18 protein-coding genes are annotated in these 19,419 nt (G+C 62.5%); 7 read left to right on the top strand and 11 right to left on the bottom strand.

Annotated features, from left to right (window positions below; all coding sequences use genetic code 11):
• Nucleotides 1-143: 143 nt before the first annotated feature.
• Nucleotides 144-539 carry a YbaN family protein gene (locus tag J3P85_RS07605; RefSeq protein ID WP_434705366.1) on the bottom strand — a complete coding sequence of 132 codons (396 nt, stop codon included), beginning with the start codon at nucleotides 537-539 and terminating at the stop codon, nucleotides 144-146.
• An 8-nt stretch (nucleotides 540-547) separates the two neighbouring features.
• The gene (locus tag J3P85_RS07610; protein ID WP_186704628.1) at nucleotides 548-1,135 is read right to left on the bottom strand and encodes a YecA family protein; all 588 of its coding nucleotides are present in this window, start codon (nucleotides 1,133-1,135) and stop codon (nucleotides 548-550) included.
• Nucleotides 1,136-1,570: 435 nt separating this feature from the next.
• Between J3P85_RS07610 and recQ the strand changes: the two genes are divergently transcribed.
• The 3 genes from recQ (at nucleotide 1,571) to J3P85_RS07625 (ending at nucleotide 6,342) form a co-directional block, all read left to right on the top strand.
• Nucleotides 1,571-3,697 carry a DNA helicase RecQ gene (recQ, locus tag J3P85_RS07615; RefSeq protein ID WP_434705367.1) on the top strand — a complete coding sequence of 709 codons (2,127 nt, stop codon included), beginning with the start codon at nucleotides 1,571-1,573 and terminating at the stop codon, nucleotides 3,695-3,697.
• A 117-nt stretch (nucleotides 3,698-3,814) separates the two neighbouring features.
• Entirely contained in the window at nucleotides 3,815-4,249 is a 435-nt protein-coding gene (locus J3P85_RS07620; protein ID WP_003199001.1) for a MarR family transcriptional regulator, read from the top strand.
• A 119-nt stretch (nucleotides 4,250-4,368) separates the two neighbouring features.
• A complete protein-coding gene (locus J3P85_RS07625) occupies nucleotides 4,369-6,342 on the top strand; it encodes a FimV/HubP family polar landmark protein (protein WP_434705368.1) in 1,974 nt (657 codons plus the stop codon).
• A 436-nt stretch (nucleotides 6,343-6,778) separates the two neighbouring features.
• Here J3P85_RS07625 and J3P85_RS07630 read toward each other — a convergent pair whose 3' ends face one another.
• A complete protein-coding gene (locus tag J3P85_RS07630; protein WP_434705369.1) occupies nucleotides 6,779-8,968 on the bottom strand; it encodes a patatin-like phospholipase family protein in 2,190 nt (729 codons plus the stop codon).
• A gap of 71 nt (nucleotides 8,969-9,039) precedes the next feature.
• On the opposite strand from J3P85_RS07630, the gene J3P85_RS07635 reads away from it, so the two are divergent.
• Nucleotides 9,040-9,327: a SelT/SelW/SelH family protein gene (locus J3P85_RS07635; RefSeq protein ID WP_434705370.1), complete on the top strand. Its 288-nt coding sequence runs from the start codon at nucleotides 9,040-9,042 to the stop codon at nucleotides 9,325-9,327.
• Here J3P85_RS07635 and J3P85_RS07640 read toward each other — a convergent pair.
• Nucleotides 9,321-10,211 carry a DMT family transporter gene (locus tag J3P85_RS07640; RefSeq protein WP_434705371.1) on the bottom strand — a complete coding sequence of 297 codons (891 nt, stop codon included), beginning with the start codon at nucleotides 10,209-10,211 and terminating at the stop codon, nucleotides 9,321-9,323. The genes J3P85_RS07635 and J3P85_RS07640 overlap by 7 nt on opposite strands.
• A 233-nt stretch (nucleotides 10,212-10,444) precedes the next feature.
• Entirely contained in the window at nucleotides 10,445-11,194 is a 750-nt protein-coding gene (locus tag J3P85_RS07645; RefSeq protein ID WP_434706335.1) for an AraC family transcriptional regulator, read from the bottom strand.
• A gap of 134 nt (nucleotides 11,195-11,328) precedes the next feature.
• Here J3P85_RS07645 and J3P85_RS07650 point away from each other — a divergent pair, with 134 nt between their 5' ends.
• Nucleotides 11,329-12,147 (top strand): UDP-2,3-diacylglucosamine diphosphatase, encoded by an 819-nt coding sequence (locus J3P85_RS07650; RefSeq protein ID WP_411386797.1) that lies wholly within the window; start codon nucleotides 11,329-11,331, stop codon nucleotides 12,145-12,147.
• 150 nt (nucleotides 12,148-12,297) lie between these two features.
• Here the strand turns inward: J3P85_RS07650 and J3P85_RS07655 are convergent, their stop codons facing one another.
• The gene (locus J3P85_RS07655; RefSeq protein WP_434705372.1) at nucleotides 12,298-12,882 is read right to left on the bottom strand and encodes an HD domain-containing protein; all 585 of its coding nucleotides are present in this window, start codon (nucleotides 12,880-12,882) and stop codon (nucleotides 12,298-12,300) included.
• Between the two features lie 12 nt (nucleotides 12,883-12,894).
• A complete protein-coding gene (locus tag J3P85_RS07660) occupies nucleotides 12,895-13,206 on the bottom strand; it encodes an Mpo1-like protein (protein WP_434705373.1) in 312 nt (103 codons plus the stop codon).
• A 138-nt stretch (nucleotides 13,207-13,344) separates the two neighbouring features.
• On the opposite strand from J3P85_RS07660, the gene J3P85_RS07665 reads away from it, so the two are divergent.
• Nucleotides 13,345-14,406, top strand: coding sequence for an AraC family transcriptional regulator (locus tag J3P85_RS07665; RefSeq protein WP_411386798.1), 1,062 nt, complete (start codon nucleotides 13,345-13,347; stop codon nucleotides 14,404-14,406).
• Here J3P85_RS07665 and J3P85_RS07670 read toward each other — a convergent pair.
• Nucleotides 14,363-15,817: a TrkH family potassium uptake protein gene (locus J3P85_RS07670; protein WP_434705374.1), complete on the bottom strand. Its 1,455-nt coding sequence runs from the start codon at nucleotides 15,815-15,817 to the stop codon at nucleotides 14,363-14,365. The two genes, J3P85_RS07665 and J3P85_RS07670, sit on opposite strands and share 44 nt — an antisense overlap.
• 161 nt (nucleotides 15,818-15,978) lie before the next feature.
• On the opposite strand from J3P85_RS07670, the gene J3P85_RS07675 reads away from it, so the two are divergent.
• Nucleotides 15,979-16,542 carry an NAD(P)H nitroreductase gene (locus tag J3P85_RS07675; RefSeq protein ID WP_434705375.1) on the top strand — a complete coding sequence of 188 codons (564 nt, stop codon included), beginning with the start codon at nucleotides 15,979-15,981 and terminating at the stop codon, nucleotides 16,540-16,542.
• Nucleotides 16,543-16,738: 196 nt separating this feature from the next.
• Here the strand turns inward: J3P85_RS07675 and J3P85_RS07680 are convergent, their stop codons facing one another.
• From J3P85_RS07680 to phhA, 3 genes are all read right to left on the bottom strand, one after another.
• Nucleotides 16,739-17,932 carry an amino acid aminotransferase gene (locus J3P85_RS07680; protein ID WP_411386800.1) on the bottom strand — a complete coding sequence of 398 codons (1,194 nt, stop codon included), beginning with the start codon at nucleotides 17,930-17,932 and terminating at the stop codon, nucleotides 16,739-16,741.
• Entirely contained in the window at nucleotides 17,932-18,288 is a 357-nt protein-coding gene (locus J3P85_RS07685) for a 4a-hydroxytetrahydrobiopterin dehydratase (RefSeq protein ID WP_003184087.1), read from the bottom strand. Before J3P85_RS07685 ends, J3P85_RS07680 begins: the two co-directional genes overlap by 1 nt.
• A gap of 98 nt (nucleotides 18,289-18,386) precedes the next feature.
• Nucleotides 18,387-19,172 (bottom strand): phenylalanine 4-monooxygenase, encoded by a 786-nt coding sequence (gene phhA / locus J3P85_RS07690; protein ID WP_186704640.1) that lies wholly within the window; start codon nucleotides 19,170-19,172, stop codon nucleotides 18,387-18,389.
• Nucleotides 19,173-19,419: the final 247 nt, after the last annotated feature.

Below are 19,419 nucleotides of genomic sequence, written 5' to 3' on the forward strand. Positions count from 1 at the left end.
CCCCTGTGGCGAGGGAGCTTGCTCCCGCTCGGCTGCGCAGCAGCCGCAAAAGGCCTGACGCGCAATGCCTGGGAGATTGAATAATCCTGAGAGGGGCGGCTTCGCCACCCAGCGGGAGCAAGCTCCCTCGCCACGTTAGATATTCAGGGTTTGCGCAGCGTTTTCTGCCTGAGAATATAAACCGTCACCAGCACCGCGCTGGTGAGCATGAACCCGCGCGCCCATGGCAATGGCACCAGATAGCAGGACAACAGGATGCTGGCCCACATCAGCCCGATGGCATAGACCTTGCCCTTGAGCGGAATGCCGTTGCCGCTGAGGTAGTCGCTGATCCACGGACCGAGGCGGGGATGCCCTACCAGCCATTGGTAGAAGCGCGGTGAACTGCGAGCGAAGCAGGCCGCGGCCAGCAGCAGGAAGGGGGTGGTGGGCAGGACGGGAATAAAAATGCCGATGACCCCCAGCACCACGCTCAACCAGCCGATGGCCAGTAGAGCGTAACGCAGGATCAGCGGGCGGTTGCCGACGGGCGAGGGCACCCGGTCACTCAGTGGTGGCGAGGCTTGAGGATCGCCGGTTTCTCGTCCGGGGCGTTGCACAGCAGGTACAAGGCGGTGAGGGCTTCAGGGATCTGGACGATCATGTCGTCCATCAGGTTCGCGTCGGCGGCGATGTCGGAAAACTCCGGTTGCTCGTCGAACAGGCCGGAACCGACCATGATCGGCAACAGCATTTCGCTGACTTCTTCCTCGGCGGTTTCGAACCAGGCAGCTTCGCGCAGGAACACGCCTTCCATGAAGCCGATGCACCAGCCTCGCAGTTCCGAATCGTCCGGGTCATCGCCCAGGTCCAGTTCGCACGGCAGCTCGAATTCTTCATCGGAAGCCAGTTGGCGGGCGATGTGGGCTTTGAGGCCAATCAGCGTGGCTTCGATTTCGGCGCGCTGGGCTTCGTCGCTGTAATGCGGCTCTTCGGCGAACAGGGCGTCGATCCACTCACGCTCCGGCACTGTTTCTGCGCAGATGGACAGGGCGGTCAAGTAGCCATGAGCGGCCACGTAGTCCAGCGCTTCGTCGTGCAGCTCATCGGCGTCGAGGAAGACTTGCAGGCGGGTCAGTTGCTCAGCGAAGGACATTACGGGCTACCTTGGGGAATAAACAATGCGGGAATTCTAGGCCTTCTTGAGCGCCCAGGCCAGCCGCGTGGTGGATTTGCCTCCAGAAGGTCAGGGGTAGACACAGATGGAGGCAGCGCAGATCGAATGTGGGAGCGAGCTTGCTCGCGATGAGGGGGGCACATCCAGCACCTTCTCTAAATGACCCACCGCTATCGCGAGCAAGCTCGCTCCCACAGGGAATTGTGGCAACAGAAGCAATGTGTTGGGCATCCCAGCCGCTAGCACCTCTTGTCAGCAGCCCCCTTTGCAACGAAGGCCTCGGGTATACTGCCGCGTTTTGCGATGCCCTGCGGCGTCCCGCCGGTTCGAAACGCGCACTTACGATTTGCCGGTGCAGCGTTTGTGATTCTGAACCAGCCTTGCAGGGATGTTTTGGTGATTTCTGGAGTTTCTATGCTCGAACAGGCTCAACGCGTCCTCAAGGACATCTTCGGCTACGACAGTTTCCGTGGCCGCCAGGGTGCCATTATTGAGCGCGTGGCCAGCGGTGGCGATGCCTTGGTGCTCATGCCCACCGGCGGCGGCAAATCCTTGTGCTTCCAGGTACCGGCGCTGCTGCGCAACGGCCTGGCGGTGGTGGTTTCGCCGCTGATCGCGCTGATGGACGACCAGGTCGCGACCCTCGAGGAACTGGGTGTCGCCGCCGCGTCGCTGAACTCCACCCTCAGCGCCGAGCAACAGCGAGACCTGGCGACGCGGATCAAGCGCGGCGAAGTGAAGATGTTGTACCTGGCCCCGGAACGCCTGGTGCAGCCACGCATGCTGGCGTTCCTGCAGAGCCTGGAAATCGCCCTGTTCGCCATCGATGAGGCCCACTGCGTGTCCCAGTGGGGTCATGACTTCCGGCGTGAATACCTGCAGTTGGGGCAACTGGCGGAACTGTTCCCCGACGTGCCGCGCATCGCCCTGACCGCCACCGCCGACAAGCGCACCCGCGAGGAAATCGTCGAGCGCCTGCATTTGCAGGATGCCGAGCGGTTCCTGTCGAGTTTCGACCGTCCGAATATTTTCTACCGCATCGTGCCCAAGGAGCAGCCGCGCAAGCAGTTGCTGGCGTTCCTCGCCGAGCGCCGCAGCGATGCCGGCATTGTCTATTGCCTGTCGCGCAAGAAGGTCGACGAAGTGGCGGCGTTCCTGTGTGAACAAGGGTTCCCGGCGTTGCCGTATCACGCCGGCCTGCCCAACGACCTGCGGGCCTATCACCAGAAGCGTTTCCTCAACGAGGAAGGCCTGATCATGGTGGCCACCGTGGCGTTCGGCATGGGCATCGACAAGCCCAACGTGCGTTTTGTCGCACACCTGGACCTGCCCAAGTCCCTTGAAGCGTACTACCAGGAAACCGGGCGCGCCGGCCGTGACGGCTTGCCGGCCGATGCCTGGATGGCCTACGGCCTGCAAGACGTGGTGATGCTCAAGCAGATGCTGCAGAACTCCGAGGGCGATGAGCGGCACAAGCGCCTGGAGCAGCACAAGCTCGACGCCATGCTCTCGCTGTGCGAGGAAACCCGCTGCCGTCGCCAGACGTTGCTGGCCTATTTTGACGAAGACATGCCCCAGCCGTGCGGGCACTGCGACAACTGTGTCGATGGCGTGGAAACCTGGGACGCCACCGAACCGGCCCGCCAGGCCTTGTCGGCGATTTTCCGCACCGGCCAGCGTTATGGCGTCGGGCACCTGGTGGACGTGTTGCTGGGCAAGGACAACGAGAAGGTCCGCAACTTCGGCCACCAGCACCTGACGGTGTTCGGCGTGGGCAAGGCCCGTACCGAGGGCGAGTGGCGCTCATTGTTCCGGCAACTGGTGGCCCGCGGCCTGGCGGACATCGACCTGGAAGGCTACGGCGGCTTGCGTTTGTCCGAAACCTGCCGGCCCCTGCTCAAGGGCGAGGTCACCCTGGAACTGCGCCGCGACCTCAAGCCGGCAACGGCGGTCAAGAGCAGCAAGAGCCAGGCCAGCCAACTGGTCCGTGGCGAAGAGCGCGATCAATGGGAAGCCTTGCGCGCCTTGCGTCGCAAGCTGGCCGAGGAACACGGCGTACCGCCGTACGTCATCTTCCCCGACTCCACGCTGCTGGAAATGCTCCGCAGCCAGCCCACTTCCCTGGCGGAAATGGCCCGGGTCAGCGGTGTGGGGGCGCGCAAGCTGGAGCGTTATGGCGAGGCCTTCCTCCAGGTGCTGGGCGGCGAAGCCGAAGCGCCGAAAGCGGTGGCCGATGTGCGCCACGAGCTCATCACCCTGGCTCGGGCCGGCATGACCCCGGTGCAGATCGCCGGGCAATTGCAATGCTCGGAAAAAAACGTCTACACGATGCTGGCCGAGGCCATTGGCAAACAGCAGCTATCCCTGGAGCAGGCCCTGGATCTGCCCGAGGAACTGATGGGCGAAGTACAGGACGCGTTCCTGGATGGCGAAGGCGAGTTGCCGCCAGTGTCCGAAGTTGCCGCGTTGTTTGTCGGACGGGTGCCCGAAGGTGTGCTGTACTGCGTCAGGGCTGCGTTGCAGTCGGAATTTGAAGTCTGATCAGTGAGTTGCGCTCCTTTAACGATTCAGTACAAGGCCAGCCTTGCTTGAATCCAAAGCTCATGCTTAGCTGACTAATAATTAGTTTTTCTCTATTTCAGATCTGATGAGTTTTTTATGCCGTTAACCGATCAACACCGTTTTGGCATGCAGTTGGCGCAGATGTCCCGAGGCTGGCGTGCCGAACTGGACCGTCGCCTGGCCGGGCTGGGCCTGTCCCAGGCGCGCTGGCTGGTGCTGCTGCACTTGGCCCGTTTCGAACAGGCGCCGACCCAGCGCGAATTGGCCCAGAGCGTCGCGGTCGAAGGCCCGACCCTGGCCCGCTTGCTCGACAGCCTGGAAACCCAGGGGCTGGTGCAGCGCCAGGCCGTGGCAGAAGACCGCCGGGCCAAGAAGATCGTGCTCTGCGCACCGGCCCTGCCCTTGATCGAACAGATCGAAACCATTGCCACGCAATTGCGCCGGGAACTGTTCGAAGGTGTCGACGAGGCCGACATGCGCGTCTGCATGCGGGTCCATGGCACGATCCTGGCCAACCTGGAAAAATCCTGAGGCATATCCCTGGCGTCAGACTTTTGAGATTCGCCGGTTAGCGAACTATAACCAGTAGTAAGCGTTCCTATTGAGGGCGTTTATGCCGAGGTTGGTTCTGGTAATCGAAAGGGATGCCCATGCTTGAAAGTTTGCAGTCCACGTTGCGCAGTTGGGTCAACGTGTCGATCGTCGTGGGTGCCCTTGGGTTTCCGGCCTTGGCGTCAGCGCTGGGGCTTGGCGAGATCACGCTCCATTCCGCCCTGAACCAGCCGTTGCGCGCCGATATCGCCCTGGTCGATGTGGCCGGGATCAGTGAAGGTGATCTGTCGGCCAGCCTGGCGAGCCCGGACGATTTCAGTCGTGCGGGCGTGGAACGGGTGTTTTTTCTCAATAATCTGCGCTTTACGCCGTTTTTGCGCGGGGAGCGCAGTTTCATTCGAGTGACCTCCAACAAACCGGTGGAGGAGCCTTTCCTTAATTTCCTGGTGCAGCTTAATCAGCCCAATGGGCGCCTGCTGCGCGAATACACCGTGCTGCTCGATCCTCCGGGCTCACCGGGTATCGTGCCGGAACGTGACGAGCCTTCCACGGCTGCGCAGCCTGCGCCGAGCCAGGCCACCCCGGCCATCAAACCGCCCCCGGCGGTACAGGGCAAGCGCTATACGGTCGTGCCGGGAGACAACCCATGGATCATTGCCCAGCGCCTGCACGACGCCGGCAGTAACGCGTCGGTCAATGAGCTGGTGCAAGGGATCCAGGCCTTGAATCCCGGCAGCGACCGGCTCTCCATCGGTCAACGCCTGTTGTTGCCCGATTCGGCCGTGCTGCCGACATCGGCTGCAACCACCGCTGGCCAGGCTTCTGCCGCGTCCGATGAGCAACTGGCGGCCAGCGTGCTGCAAAACCAGCAGCAACAAAAGACCATCGAGGAACTGCAAGCGCGGCTCCAGGCCCAGGATGCGGAACTTGCCGGGCAGCGCCAGCAGATCAGCGAATTGCAGGCCCGGCTGGCCGAGACGGCTCCAGCCCCCGTTGCGTCGGCGCAACCGCAACCGGCGCAGCCTGCCTCGGAGCTGGCTCCGGACGTGCCCCCCGTTACTGAGCCGGTTGCAGAGCCAGAGGGCATCAATTGGACATGGGTGGCCGGGTTGGTAGCCCTGTTGGGGTTGTTGGCGTTGTTACTGTTCATTCGGCGGCGCCAGCAGCAGGCCGAGCTGGAGCCGACGGCCGAGCGTCCGGAGCCGATGCTGGAGGCGGGCGACGAAAACTTCGACTCAATCCCCGACACGGAGCCCCCCGAAGCCGCGACAACGTTCAATAACGGCGATGCGCCCCTGGGTGATGTGCTGGAGGGCGTCGGGATCTACCTGACCTACGGCCGTTTCACCGAGGCTGCGGGGCTGTTGCGCGCGGCGTTGCTGGCGGAGCCTGAACGCACCGACCTGGGCCTGAAACTGCTGGAGGTCCTGGGCAGGCAGGGCGATGTCATCGGTTTCCAGGCCCAGGAAAATCATTTGCTGGGACAAGGGGTCGATGCCGGGACGCTGGAGGACATTCGTGGGCGTTATCCCAAGGTTGCCGCGATCACCGCACCGATAGTGGCTCCGACAGAACCCCAGGCACCGGTGCCTGAAGTTGAGCCTGAACCTGAACAGGCGCCGCGTGATGAGTTCGAGCTGGACCTGGATGCGCTGTCCATGGAAACCAGTTGGGACCTTGCCGATGACCAGGAGACCTCCACCGAAAACAAACCGGTCGCCCCCCTTGCTAGCGACCCGGCCGAGGGCTTGTCGCTTTCAGGTTTCGACGAACCGGAGCTGCAATGGGAAGCACCCCTGGAAACCGAGTCGCTGGACGATGCTTTCCTCGATGGTTTTGCCGATGAAGAGCAGGCGCTGGAATTTGAGCCACTGGCCCTTGAACCTGTTTCCCTGGACACCCTGTCCCTCGAACCCCAGCCCCCGGAGCATTCGGCCAAGCTGGAACAGGCCCAGAACTGCATCGACGATGGCGACCTGAAGACCGCCGTGACCCTGCTTGAAGAGTTGCTCGAAGAGGGCGACGAACCCCTCAAGGAAACCGCTCGGGTGCTGCTGGCGGGCATTCGTTGAAGTTGTAAATGGATGTCGAGTCAACCGGTCCCTTCGCGAGCAAGCTCGCTCCCACAGGGGATCTTGGGTGGACAGGGATTTCGCGTATATCCCGAATCCAGTGTGGGAGCGAGCCTGCTCGCGAAGGCGGCAGCACAGCCAACATCACCGGCACAGACCCACCGCTATCGCGAGCAAGCTTGCTCCCACAGGGGTCTTTGGTGGACAGGATTTCGCGTATATCCCGAATCCAGTGTGGGAGCGAGCTTGCTCGCGAAGGCGGCAGCACAGCCAACATCACCGGCACAGACCCACCGCTATCGCGAGCAAGCTTGCTCCCACAGGGGTCTTTGGTGGACAGGATTTCGCCTACATCCCGAATCCAGCGTGGGAGCGAGCTTGCTCGCGATAGCGGCCTGTCAGGCGATCAATCCCACCCAGGCAAACACCCATCCCCTCAAAACGTCTGCCCCAGGTTCAGGTAAACCGCCTGTTCATCGTCGTCGTTGAACCCATAGCTGAAATTCAGTGGCCCCAGCGGCGTATCGAAACCGAGGAAGATGCTCGCGGCATTGATGTAGCCGCTGTCGAACTCGTTGTCGTTGTTCCAGGCCCGGCCGCGCTCCAACGAGCCACCGATGTACAGCGGGAAGTCCAAGGGCAGGTAGGCCCGCGGTGTGAGGCGGCGGTAATACACGGCACGCATCAGGCTCATATTCTGGCCGGACACTCCATCTTCGCGAAAGCCCGACAATTGCCGCGCGCCACCGAGCACAAAGCTGGATGTCACCACCTCGGCGGTGTCCAGGGTGCGGCCGTAGCGCCCGCCCAGGATGAAGGTGTCCGGGCCTCTGCTCAGGGCCTTGTCCAGTTTGAACTCCCATTGACGGTAACGTTGGTCGGAGCCCAGCCCCGGTTCGTATTGGCGCCAGCTCAGGCCGATGTCTTCCCCTTCATGGGGAAAATACACACTGTCCAGGGAGTCGAACGAATACTTGAGCTCGTAGAAACCCTCGTTGAAATTCTCGCTGGGCTGGTCGTGGTCGCCGATGCGCACATCGGCCTTGCCCCAGGCTTGGCCGACACCGAAGCGAATTTCACCACTGTTGCCGATCTGGCGGCCCACGTTCAGCCCGAAGCCATAGCGCTCGACGCGATACTGGGCCACCGGATCGTTGTCCAGGATGGACTCCACGTTGCGCGATTCGAATTGCCCGTAGGGGGCGATGAAGTAGCGCGAGCCGACATCCAATGGCTGGTAGAACTCGCTGTACAACTCCTGCTTGTCGCCGATCTGCGCCCGGGTCAGCCATTCGGCACCCAGGCGATTGATGCCGTTGACCCGATAACTGGCCCCCAGGTTGAAAGCGCTGTCGCCGCGCATGTCGTCCGACAGGCTCAGCCCCAGCCGCAGATAATCGGTGCCGGTCCGTCGGCCCCGGGCGCTGATCACCAGCGTACGGTCCTGGCCTTTGTGAACCACGCGGTATTGCACCTGCTCGAAGTAATCCAGGCCGTACAGCGTACCCATGTCGGTCTGCAGGCGACCCAGGTCCAGTGGCTCGCCAATCTGCTGGCGAATGTAATAGCGAATCACGTCATCGCCGACTTTCGAGTCGTTCTCCACGCGAATGGCGGTAATGACCGGCGTGCGCTCGCTGGGAGTGCGCGCGGCCATGAGTTCGGCGTCGGGTGTCTCGGGCGGGCGTAGAGGGGCCAGGCGTGCGTCGAGTATGCGGGTGGCGCGGTAGCCGGCGTCGATCATTTCCTGGGCACGGCCGAAGTCGGTGGAGCCGAAGCTCGCCAGGGCCGGTTGGATCAATACGTCGTCTTTTTTCAGGGTCGCCAGTTGCTCTTCAGAGTTGCGCCGGGTCATCAGGGTGGTCGATTGGTTCAGCACATCGACTACCGTGACCAATTGCTTGCGGGTGCGCAGCGGCGTGCCGATGTCAACCACAATGGCCATGTCCACGCCCATTTCCCGGGCCACATCCAACGGGATGTTATCGGCCATGCCACCGTCCACCAGCAGCCGGCCGTCCAGTTCCACCGGGGCGAACACCGCCGGGATCGACATGCTGGCGCGAATGACCTTGGGCAGGTGGCCTTTGCGGAACACGACTTTTTCGCCCGTGGCGATGTCGGTGGCGACGGCGCGAAACGGGATCGGCAGTTTGTCGAAGTCCCGCGTATCGCTGGCATGGGCCAGCAGGCTTTCAAGCAGCAGGGCCAGGTTCTGGCCCTGGATCACCCCCAAGGGCAGGCCGAGGCTGCCGTCGTCACGAAAGCTCAGTTTCTGCTTCACCAGAAAATCCCGGTCATCCTGTTTGCGCCGGAACGGCACGTCCTTGCGCGGCGGCGCGTCGGACAAGGCCTGTTGCCAGTCGATGCCCAGGGCGAGTTTTTCCAGTTCGTCGATCTTGTAGCCCGAGGCGTACAGCCCGCCGATCACCGCGCCCATGCTGGTGCCGGCAATGGCATCGATCTTGATGCCTTGCTCTTCCAAGGCCTTGAGCACACCGATGTGGGCCAGTCCCCGCGCCGCGCCGCCGGACAATACCAGGCCGATTTTCGGCCGCGGTGCTTCGACAGCCTGGACGAAAAGGGGCAACAGCAGCAGAAGCAGGAGGGGCAGGAGGCGGCGCATCGTCAATCTCGGGGCGGGCGATCAAAGGCGGGTATTATAACGACGCCTTAGCACCCAGGAGTCCACCCGCCATGAACGAACACAAACCGGAAGTCGTCATTACCTATTGCACCCAGTGCCAATGGTTGCTGCGTGCCGCCTGGCTGGCCCAGGAACTGCTCAGCACCTTTGGCGACGACCTGGGCAAAGTGTCCCTGGTGCCGGGCACCGGCGGTGTGTTCCACATCAGCTGTGACGGTACGCAGATCTGGGAGCGCAAGGCCGATGGCGGTTTTCCCGAGGCCAAGGTCCTCAAGCAGCGGGTCCGCGACCGGATCGACCCGGAGCGGGACCTGGGCCACAACGATCGGGTTCAGTGAGACGCGGCTTGGGTCTCCGCCCGGGGTTTTTTCGAACCGCCCAGTTGGCTTGAGATCACGATGGCCGTGATGATCACCACGCCGCCCAGCAACATGCGCAACGTCGGGCGCTCGTCGAACAGCCACCAGGCCATGGCGATGCCGTAGACCGGCTCCATGGCGAAGACCACCGCCGCCGTGCGGGCCTTGATCACGGCCAGGCTGGCGACGAACAGGCTGTGGGCCAGGCCGGTGCAAAACACACCGAGCAAGCCGATCCACAACCAGTCGATGGGACGAACGTCGCTCAATTGCGGTGCGGCCACCGGCAGCAGGCACAACCCGACCACCACGTTCTGGCACAGCGCCGCCTGTACCGGCGGCACATGGGCGGAACCAGCACGGTTGGTCAATGACAACAGGGAGAACAGCAGCCCCGAAGCCACGGCCCAGAGCAGGCCGGTGGTGGCACCGCTTGCCAGGTCGAAGCTCGGCGTGACCAGCACCAGGCCGAGGCTCACCAACACCACCAGCCAGATTTCATTGGCGCGAATCCGCTCGCGGAAGATCAGCCCCTCGAGCAATACCGTGAAGGCCGGGAAACTGGCGAACCCCAACGTCGCGATCGCCACGCCGGCCACTTTCACCGCGATGAAGAAGCTCACCCAGTGCCCGGCCAGCAACAGGCCGCCCAGCAGCAATCGCCGACTATCCTGGGCCCGCAGTTTCTGCCAGCGGCTGCGGCTGGCGAACCGGGCAAACACCGCCAGGGCCAGCACGGCGAAGACGGCGCGGCCGAACACGATGACCGCCGGCGAGGCCGCGGCGAGTTTGCCAAAGACACCGGTCAGGCCAAACATGAGTGCGCCAATGTGCAGGGCGCCGAGGGCGGTACGAGGTGTCATTTCGATCCTTTCAACAGACAGTGGGGCAATTGATGAGCTTCTTCTGTGGGAGCGAGCTTGCTCCGGGCGGCGATCCGACGATAGCGGTGGTTCAGGCAATGCAGGAGTTGACCGACAGATAGCTATCGCGAGCAAGCTCGCTCCCACAGGACTGTTCCCCTCACAGATTGGAGTATTTAAGCGCGGGTGAGGCGGCAATATCTGTCGCGATCCTAGCGATTTTTAGCGCGAACCTAGCGCTGATGCCGCAGCTTGCCCGGCGTGGCGCCGAATTCCCGCAGCACCGCCGCGGCGAAAGCACTCTGGGAGCTGTAGCCGACCTGATGGGCGATCTCGCCGATGGGCAGGTCCGACTTCCGCAACAACGCCACGGCCTGGTGCAAGCGGCGGCTACGGATGTACGCCATCGGGGTTTGCCCGCACTCGGCGATGAAACGCGCATGCAGGCGGGCGCTGGAAAGGCCGGCGACCCGCGCCAGGTCCGCTACTTGCAGCGGGTAGGCCGCGTTCTGGTCGATGTGGGCGTTGAGCGCGGCGTAGGGCAGGCGCCGGCCACCGAGGGTGTCCTGGTGAACACCATTGAGACTCGCCAAGAGCAGCACCGCGCCTTGCTGGGCGATCACCGGATCGTCCACCGGGCTGCCCGCCAGCCAACTGACCAGTTGGCTTTGCCCAGCATCCAGGGGCCGACGAGCGCTGTCATCGAGCAAGCGGCGGCTGGCGTCGGCGTGATCCCCCAGGCATTGCCCGACCCAGTCGTCACTGGGCACATCCAGCACCAGGCAGCGACTGCCCTGGGGACTGCCACAGGCATGATGGGCTCCGGCAGGTACCACCACGAAACTTTGTTGCACCACCTGGCTGCCACGACCTTCGACTTCGAAGTCCAGCGCGCCGGACAACCCGAACACCAGTTGCGCGTGGTCGTGGCTGTGGACGATCAAGTCGTGGCTGTAGTGGCGTAGCGTGAGGATCGGTCGCATCGCGGTCTCCCGTGTCAGGCCGCCAGCATACACCGAGGGGCAACGCCCGGCGCTGTCATGCAATGGACTTGTGTTTGTCATAGGCCATTAACCGCTGGGGTGCACAGTGGCGAAAACGATCAGAGGGTTGCCCAATGACCAGCGCCGAGCTCGCCAAACCCAGCCGCAAGCAGCGTGTACGCACCCTGTGGATCTCCGATGTGCACCTGGGTACCCGGGACTGCCAGGCCGAGCACCTCTCGCAGTTTCTCAAGGGCTACCACGCCGACAAGATCTACCTGGTGGGGGACATCATCGACGGCTGGAAGCTGCGCGGTGGCATGTATTGGCCCCAGGCCCACACCAACGTCATCCGCCGCTTGCTGACGATGAGCAAGCGCGGTACCGAAGTGATCTACGTCACTGGCAACCATGACGAATTCCTGCGGCGCTATTCGAAGCTGATCCTGGGCAATATCCAGTTGGTGGACGAAGCGGTGCACGTCACCGCCGATGGCCGGCACCTGCTGGTGATCCATGGCGACCAGTTCGATGTCATCACCCGTTATCACCGTTGGCTGGCGTTCCTCGGGGACTCGGCCTACGAATTCACCCTCACGCTGAACCGTTGGCTCAACCACTGGCGGGCCCGTTATGGCTACGGTTACTGGTCGCTGTCGGCGTATCTCAAGCACAAGGTGAAGACGGCGGTCAGCTTCATCAGCGACTTCGAAGAAGCCATCGCCCACGAGTGCGTGAAGCGCGAATTGCATGGCGTGGTCTGTGGGCATATCCACCATGCCGAGATGCGGATGGTGGGGGAGGTGGAATACCTCAATTGTGGCGATTGGGTCGAATCCTGCACGGCGCTGATCGAGCATTGGGATGGGACGATCGAGTTGTATCGGTTGGCGGACGCCCAGGCGCGGGAGGCGTTGATCAAGGCTGAGTTGAAAGTGACTGAGCCTGCCTAGGCCAGCCTGCCTGTTTCGCAAGCCCACATAGTGTTTTTGTGGCGAGGGAGCTTGCTCCCGCTGGCTGCGCAGCAGCCCTGGAAAAGAGGGGCGCTTCGCGCCCAGCGGGAGCAAGCTCCCTCGCCACGGGTTTTCCTGCGTCCGTTGGATTCAGGCTTGCTCCGCCATCGCCGCCTTGTAGATCGATTGCTTCGGCGCGGCAAACAGCCTTTCCAGCATCGGCTCGAAGAAGCTCAACGGCAATGTGTCGTACTCGGGATCGAACGCCGCCGCGTCGTATTTCGCACAGAAATCAATGGTCGCCTGGTACTGCGGATGTTCGAAAAACTGCTCGCGCAGGTACCGGTCCATGCCCAGGTGATGGAAGAAGTAATAGCCCTGGAAAATCCCGTGCTTCTCCACCATCCACAGGTTTTCGGCGCTGACGAAGGGCTTGAGGATGGCCGCGGCGATATCCGGGTGGTTATAGGAGCCGAGGGTGTCGCCGATGTCGTGGAGCAGGGCGCAGACTACGTATTCCTCATCGCGCCCGTCACGGTAGGCACGGGTGGCGGTTTGCAGGGAGTGGGTCAGGCGATCCACCGGGAACCCGCCGAAATCGCCGTCCAGCAATCTTAAGTGGGCCAGGATCCGGCCCGACAACTGTCGCGCGTAAGCGCTGAAGTCGGCCGCGATGATCGCCCAATCTTGCGCCGTGCCGTCCTGCATGTGGGTAAAGCGTGCGTGGTTGCTCATCGACACTCCTTATCAGAACGCGACCTTGCCCAGCAGCATGTCGCGGTACATGACGAAATCACCGAGCAGGCTGTAGAGCGGATGCTGGAAGGTGGCGGGCCGGTTTTTTTCGAAGAAGAAGTGCCCGACCCAGGCGAAGCCGTAGCCGGCCACCGGCAGGGCGAGCCACAGCCACCCGCTACTTGCGACGAGGGCCATGACGAAAATCACGATGACCAGGGAGGTGCCGATGAAATGCAATCGTCGGCAGGTGCTGTTGCTGTGTTCGCTGAGGTAATACGGGTAGAACTCAGCGAAGGTATTGAATCGTTTGGCGTTTTCCACGACGGCTGACTCTGTGGTTATTGTTTTGATATTTAAGTCTAGAGCTATCAATTACAACGGCCAGTGACAATCAGCGCCACTTTAGTATCCTTCGCAAATCCAGCCGTACCCTGCGGCTCGTCATGCAAGTAAAACGTCATGAGCGAACGAACCACTTCTTCAAGCTGGGCGATGGGGATTGTCAAGGCGTTGGAAATGGACGGCCTGGATTGTCGGGCGCTGTTCAATCAATTGGGGCTGGATTTCGATGCGCTGGACGATCCGGATGCACGGTTTCCCCAGGACTCGATGACGCGGCTCTGGCAACGGGCGGTGGAGTTGTCGGGCAACCCGGCCATTGGCTTGAACATGGGCAAGGTGGTGCGCCCGGCCTCGTTCCATGTGGCGGGCTACGCCTTGATGTCCAGTCGCACCCTGGTGGAAGGTTTCCAACGGCTGGTGCGGTACCAGCGGATCATCGCCGAAAGCGCCGACTTGAGTTTTCGTCCGTTGGAAGGCGGCTATGGGCTGATCCTGACCGTGCATGGCGACCATCTGCCCCCGACCCGCCAAAGCGCCGAAGCGTCCCTGGCTTGTGCGCTGGCCCTGTGCAGCTGGTTGACCGGGCGCACCCTGCATCCGGTGAAGGTGCTGTTCCAGGGCGCCGAACCCTCGGACCCGGCGCCTTATCACCGAGCTTTTCATGCGCCGCTGGTGTTCGGCGCGCCCTATGACGCGCTGATCTTCGAACGGGCCGACATGGAGGCGCCGTTGCCGACGGCCAATGAAGCCATGGCGCAGCTTCACGATCGGTTTGCCGGGGAATACCTCGCGCGTTTCTCGGAAAGCCGCGTGACCCACAAGGCACGACAAGTCTTGTGCCGGTTGTTGCCCCAGGGGGAACCCAAGCGAGACGTGGTAGCGCAGACGCTGCACCTGTCCCAGCGCACCTTGCAGCGGCGCTTGCAGGAAGAGGGCACCAGTTTCCAGAGCCTGCTGGAAGACACCCGCCGCGAGCTGGCCGAGCAGTACCTGGCACAGCCGGGCATGACGCTGCTGGAAATCGCCTACCTGTTGGGATTTGCCGACCCGAGCAATTTTTTCCGGGCCTTTCGCCGCTGGTTCGACACCACGCCCGGCGAATATCGGGCGCGGTTGGCGAGCCAGCCTGAACCGGTCAGTGACGCCAGAACGCCGGGATACACAGCACGAACACGGTGATGATCTCCAGCCGGCCCAGCAGCATGCCCCCCGACAGAATCCACTTGGCGGCGTCCGGCAGCGGTGCGAAGTTGCCGGCCGGCCCGATGGTTTCCCCCAGCCCCGGGCCGACGCCCGACACGGTACTGGCCGCACCGGTCAACGCCGTCATCCATTCCACACCCAACAGCGACAGCAGCAGGGCGATCACGCAGATCGTGATGGCGAAGAAGAACGAGAACGTCAGGATCGAGCGGACGATTTCCTCGTCGAGGCGATGACCGTTGTATTTTTGCTTGATCACCGCACGGGGATGGATCAGTTGATTAAGGTTGGCCCGCAGCAGGATGTAGGCGACCTGGAAGCGAAAGATCTTGATCCCGCCGGCCGTCGAACCCGAGCAACCGCCGACGAACCCCAGGTAGAAGAACAGCATCAGCGAGAAATTGCCCCACAGGCTGTAGTCGCCCAGGGCGAAGCCGGTGGTGGTGACGATGGACGTCACGTTCAGCGCCACGTGCCGCAGCGCGTCCAGCCAATGCAGGTCGGTGGTCGCCCAATACCAGGTGCCGAGCACCAGCCAGGTCACCAACAGCACGCCAATCAGCCCCTGGACCTGCTGGTCCTTGATCAACGCCCGGCGATTGCCCCGCAACATCGAGACGTACAGGGCAAACGGCAGGCTGCCGAGGATCATGATGACGATGGCGACCCAGTGCACCGCCGGCTGGGTCCACTTGGCCAGGGACAGGTCAGAAGTGGAAAAACCGCCGGTGGAAATCGCCGACATCGAGTGGTTGATGGCATCGAACAGGCTCATCCCGGCCCACCAGAGCGCCAGGGTGCCAATAATGGTGATGCCCACGTAGGCCGCCACGATCAATCGCGCCACCATGTGGGAGCGGGGCATGACTTTTTCCGAGCGGTCCGATGACTCGGTCTGGAACAGCCGCATGCCACCGATGCGCAGCAGGGGCAGGATCGCCACCGCCATGCCGATGAAGCCGATACCGCCGAGCCAGTGCAGCAGCGAGCGCCACATCAGGATGCCCGGCGACATATTGTCCAGGCCGCTCAGGACGGTGGCGCCGGTGGCGGTGATGCCCGACATGCTTTCGAAGAACGAATCCGTATAGCTGATGTGCTGGGTCAGCAGGAACGGCAGCGCAGCGAAGATACACACCACCAGCCAACTGCTGACGGTCAGCAGGTACATGTCCCGCGGCCGCAGGTGGATGTGTTCCGGACGCCCGGGAAGCACCAGCGCCAGGCCGGCGAGGAACGTGATCATGCTCGACCAGAGGAACGACGGCAGGTCGCCAGTGCGCTCGAAGATCATCAGCGTGACCATGGGCACGACCATGAAGATCGCTAGGGTGATCAGGAAGATGCCGATGATGAAACCGATGATTCGCAGGGTCGGCAACGCCATGAAGTCCGCTCAGGCTGAAAGGGAAGGGCGCCATTCTACCTGCGGCCAGCGTCCTGTAAACCGGCACTCGGCGGCGCCTGGCTGCCTGGCCACGGAATTTGCGCTAACGGACTCGCCGCACAGCCACTAGAATAGCTGGACATTTTTTCAGGAGGTGGCCGATGCAGGCTCTCGACGCTTTGCTCAACCGTGTTTCCGTCCCGCGCCTGGTGGAGCCGGCACCCACGCCGGAACAGCGCGAGCTGATGTTCGCCGCGGCCATGCGGGCACCGGATCACGGCCAGTTGCGGCCATGGCGCTTCCTGACGGTGGAAGGGCAGGCGCGGCATCGCATGGGCGAACTGCTGGCCGAAGCGGCAAAGTTCAATGACCCGCTGGTGCCCGAAGCCGTCGTGGAAAAGGCCCTCAATGGCCCATTGCGCGCGCCCCTGGTCGTGGTGGTGATCGCCCGTCTGCAAGACCATTTCAAAATCCCGAAATCAGAGCAATTGCTGGCGGCCGGCTGCGCGGCCCATGGCATCTTGCTGGCCGCGTATGCCCAGGGGATTGGTGGCGTGTGGCGCACCGGCGAACTGGCGTACTCGCCACATGTGGCCCGGGGGCTTGGCCTGGAAGATGGGGAGGAAGTGATCGGTTTCCTCTACCTGGGCACACCGCAGAAAGAGGCGCGTACCGCACCGCAGGAAGATGTGGGGCAGTTTGTCCAGGAGTGGACGGGCCAATAACGGCTCAAGGGCGGCGGATGACTTGAGGCTGGTTTGATCCACCGTGGCGAGGGAGCTTGCTCCCGTTGGGCGGCGAAGCCGCCCCAGGTGGAGCAGCGCTATCCCTCAGGCATACCGCGCCAGGCCTTTTTACGGCTGCTGCGCAGCCGAGCGGGAGCAAGCTCCCTCGCCACACAATCAACAGCCTACGGTGGTGTTACCTGCACGCGTCGGCAATCGCCTCGGCCAGCGAGTCCAGGCGCGTCGCATCGATACCGGCCACGTTGGCCCGGCCGGTGCCGACCATGTAGACGCTGTGGCGTTCGCGCAGGTGCTTGACCTGTTCCGGCGTCAGGCCGGTGTAGGAAAACATCCCGCGTTGCACGCCGATATGGGCGAAGCGCTCGCGCAGACCATGGGGTTCGAGGGCCTCCAGCAAACCGCTGCGCAATTGCGCGATGCGCAGGCGCATGGCCTGGACTTCATCGGCCCACAGGCTTTTGAGTTCCGGGTTGCCGAGGATGGTCGCCACTACGGCTGCGCCATGGTCTGGTGGCGTCGACCACAGGTTCCGGGCGATGTTTGCCAATTGGCTGCGGATATCGATCAGTTTTTCGCCGTCCCGGGCGCAGACGATCAATGCACCCGTGCGGTCGCGGTACAGGCCGAAGTTCTTCGAACAGGAGCTGGTGATCAGCACTTCGGGTAACGCTTGGGCAAATAGCCGGACCGCCCAGGCGTCCTGTTCCAAGCCATCGCCGAAACCCTGGTAGGCGAAGTCGATCAGTGGCAGCAGGTCGCGGCTGCGCACCACTTCCAGCAGCTGCTGCCATTGCCCATGGGACAGGTCGAACCCGGTGGGGTTGTGGCAGCAGGCATGCAGCAAGACCACATCGCCTTTGGGCGCCTGGTTCAGGGTTGCCAGCATCGCCTCGAAATCCAAGCGGTTATCGGCGCCCACATAAGGGTAATGACTGACCTTGACCCCGGCCGTGGCGAAAATGGTCTCGTGGATCGGCCAGGTCGGGTTGCTCAGCCAGACACCACGGCCCGGCAGGCACTGGGCGATGAAGTCGGCGCTCAGGCGCAGGGCACCGGTGCCGCCGGGTGTCTGGGTGGCGCCGGCGCGTTTTGCGCTGATCAGCGACGAGTCGGCGCCCAGCACCAACTCATTGATCAACTGGCCGAACGCGGCGTCGCCATGGCCGCCGATGTAGGTCTTGGTGACCTGGCGATCCACCAGTCGCTGCTCGGCCTGCTTCACCGATTGAAGGATCGGCGTCAGGCCTTGGGCATCCTTGTAGACGCCCACGCCCAGGTCGAACTTGCTCGGGTTGCTATCCGCCCCGTAGGCCTCCATCAGGCCGAGGATCGGATCGCCGGGTACCCGGCCGATGGCGTCGAAATGCATTACTTGCGGCCCTCGGCGGTCTTGGCCACGTCATCGGTGCGGGCGGCCATGATGAAGTCGTTGCGGTGCAGGCCCTTGATGGAGTGGCTCCACCAGGTCACGGTGACTTTGCCCCACTCGGTGAGCAGGCCTGGGTGGTGGCCTTCGGCCTCGGAGATCTCGCCAACGGCGTTGGTGAATGCCAGGGCGTGCTTGAAGTTCTTGAACAGGAAAACTTTTTCCAGCTGCATGACGCCGTCGCGCACTTCGATGTTCCAGTCCGGGATCTGTTTGATCAACACCGGCAATTCTTCGTCGCTGACTTGTGGGGCGTCGGCGCGGCAGGCTTCGCAGTGGGCTTGGTTCAGAGTGTTCATGGTGTGTTCCTGGATCGAATAGTTGAAAACGTCGATGCACCCACGCTAAAGCAAAGCCGCGTCGTGCAACAGACTCAATTGGGATTAAAAGACGCGGTTCACGCCGCTTTGGGCGGAAATTTCGGGGCGTGCAGGCCCAGTTCCCGACCGCGCTTGACCATGCCCATGATGTCTTCGTGGGCCAGGTCGAACAGACGCTTGAGCTCCGGCAACACGAAATACACCGGTTGCAGGATGTCGATGCGATACGGCGTGCGCATGGCTTCCAACGGATCGAAGGCCTGGTGCTCAGGCTCGTCGGACAGGCAGTACACGGTTTCCTTGGGCGAGGAGAGGATGCCGCCGCCGTAGATGCGCCGGCCCTGCGGGGTCTGCACCAGGCCGAACTCGATGGTCATCCAATACAGGCGCGCCAGGTAGACGCGTTCTTCCTTGGAAGCCTGTAGGCCGAGTTTGCCGTAGGTGTGGGTAAATTCGGCAAACCAAGGGTTGGTCAGCAACGGGCAGTGGCCAAAGATCTCGTGGAAAATGTCCGGCTCTTGCAGGTAATCCAGCTCTTCACGGGTACGAATGAAGGTCGCCACCGGAAACTGCTTGCTGGCAAGCAATTCGAAGAAGGTCTGGAAAGGGATCAGCGCCGGCACGCGGGCGACTTGCCAGCCCGTGGTCTCGCCCAGCACTTTGTTGACTTCGTCCAGTTGTGGGATGCGGTCGTGGGGCAGGCCCAGCTTGTCGATGCCGTCCAGGTATTCCTGGCACGCACGGCCTTCGATGACTTTGAGCTGGCGGGTGATCAGCGTGTTCCACACCGCGTGTTCTTCAGCGGTGTAGTGGATAAAACCTTGCGCATCGGGCTCGCGGGCCACGTATTGCGTCTGCTTCATGCTGCTCTCCTGCTGATTTCCCTCAGGGGGAAGATGCGTTTGTTGTTATGTCGAGCGATGCATTAGAGATAACCCGAAGCAGCGGTGTGCGCATCGGCTTGGCAAGGATGGATTGGGCGAACGACGGGTCGATTCGTAAAGTTTTCGTTACGAATTGACGGGCGCTATGATCTTTCCGGGATTTTCAGGTGGGAAACGGACTACATCTGTCACATAATCTTGACGATTATTTGTGTTGCCACGCCGA

The sequence above is a fragment of the Pseudomonas sp. Z1-12 genome (assembly GCF_051132015.1).
GTDB lineage: Bacteria > Pseudomonadota > Gammaproteobacteria > Pseudomonadales > Pseudomonadaceae > Aquipseudomonas > Aquipseudomonas zanjanensis.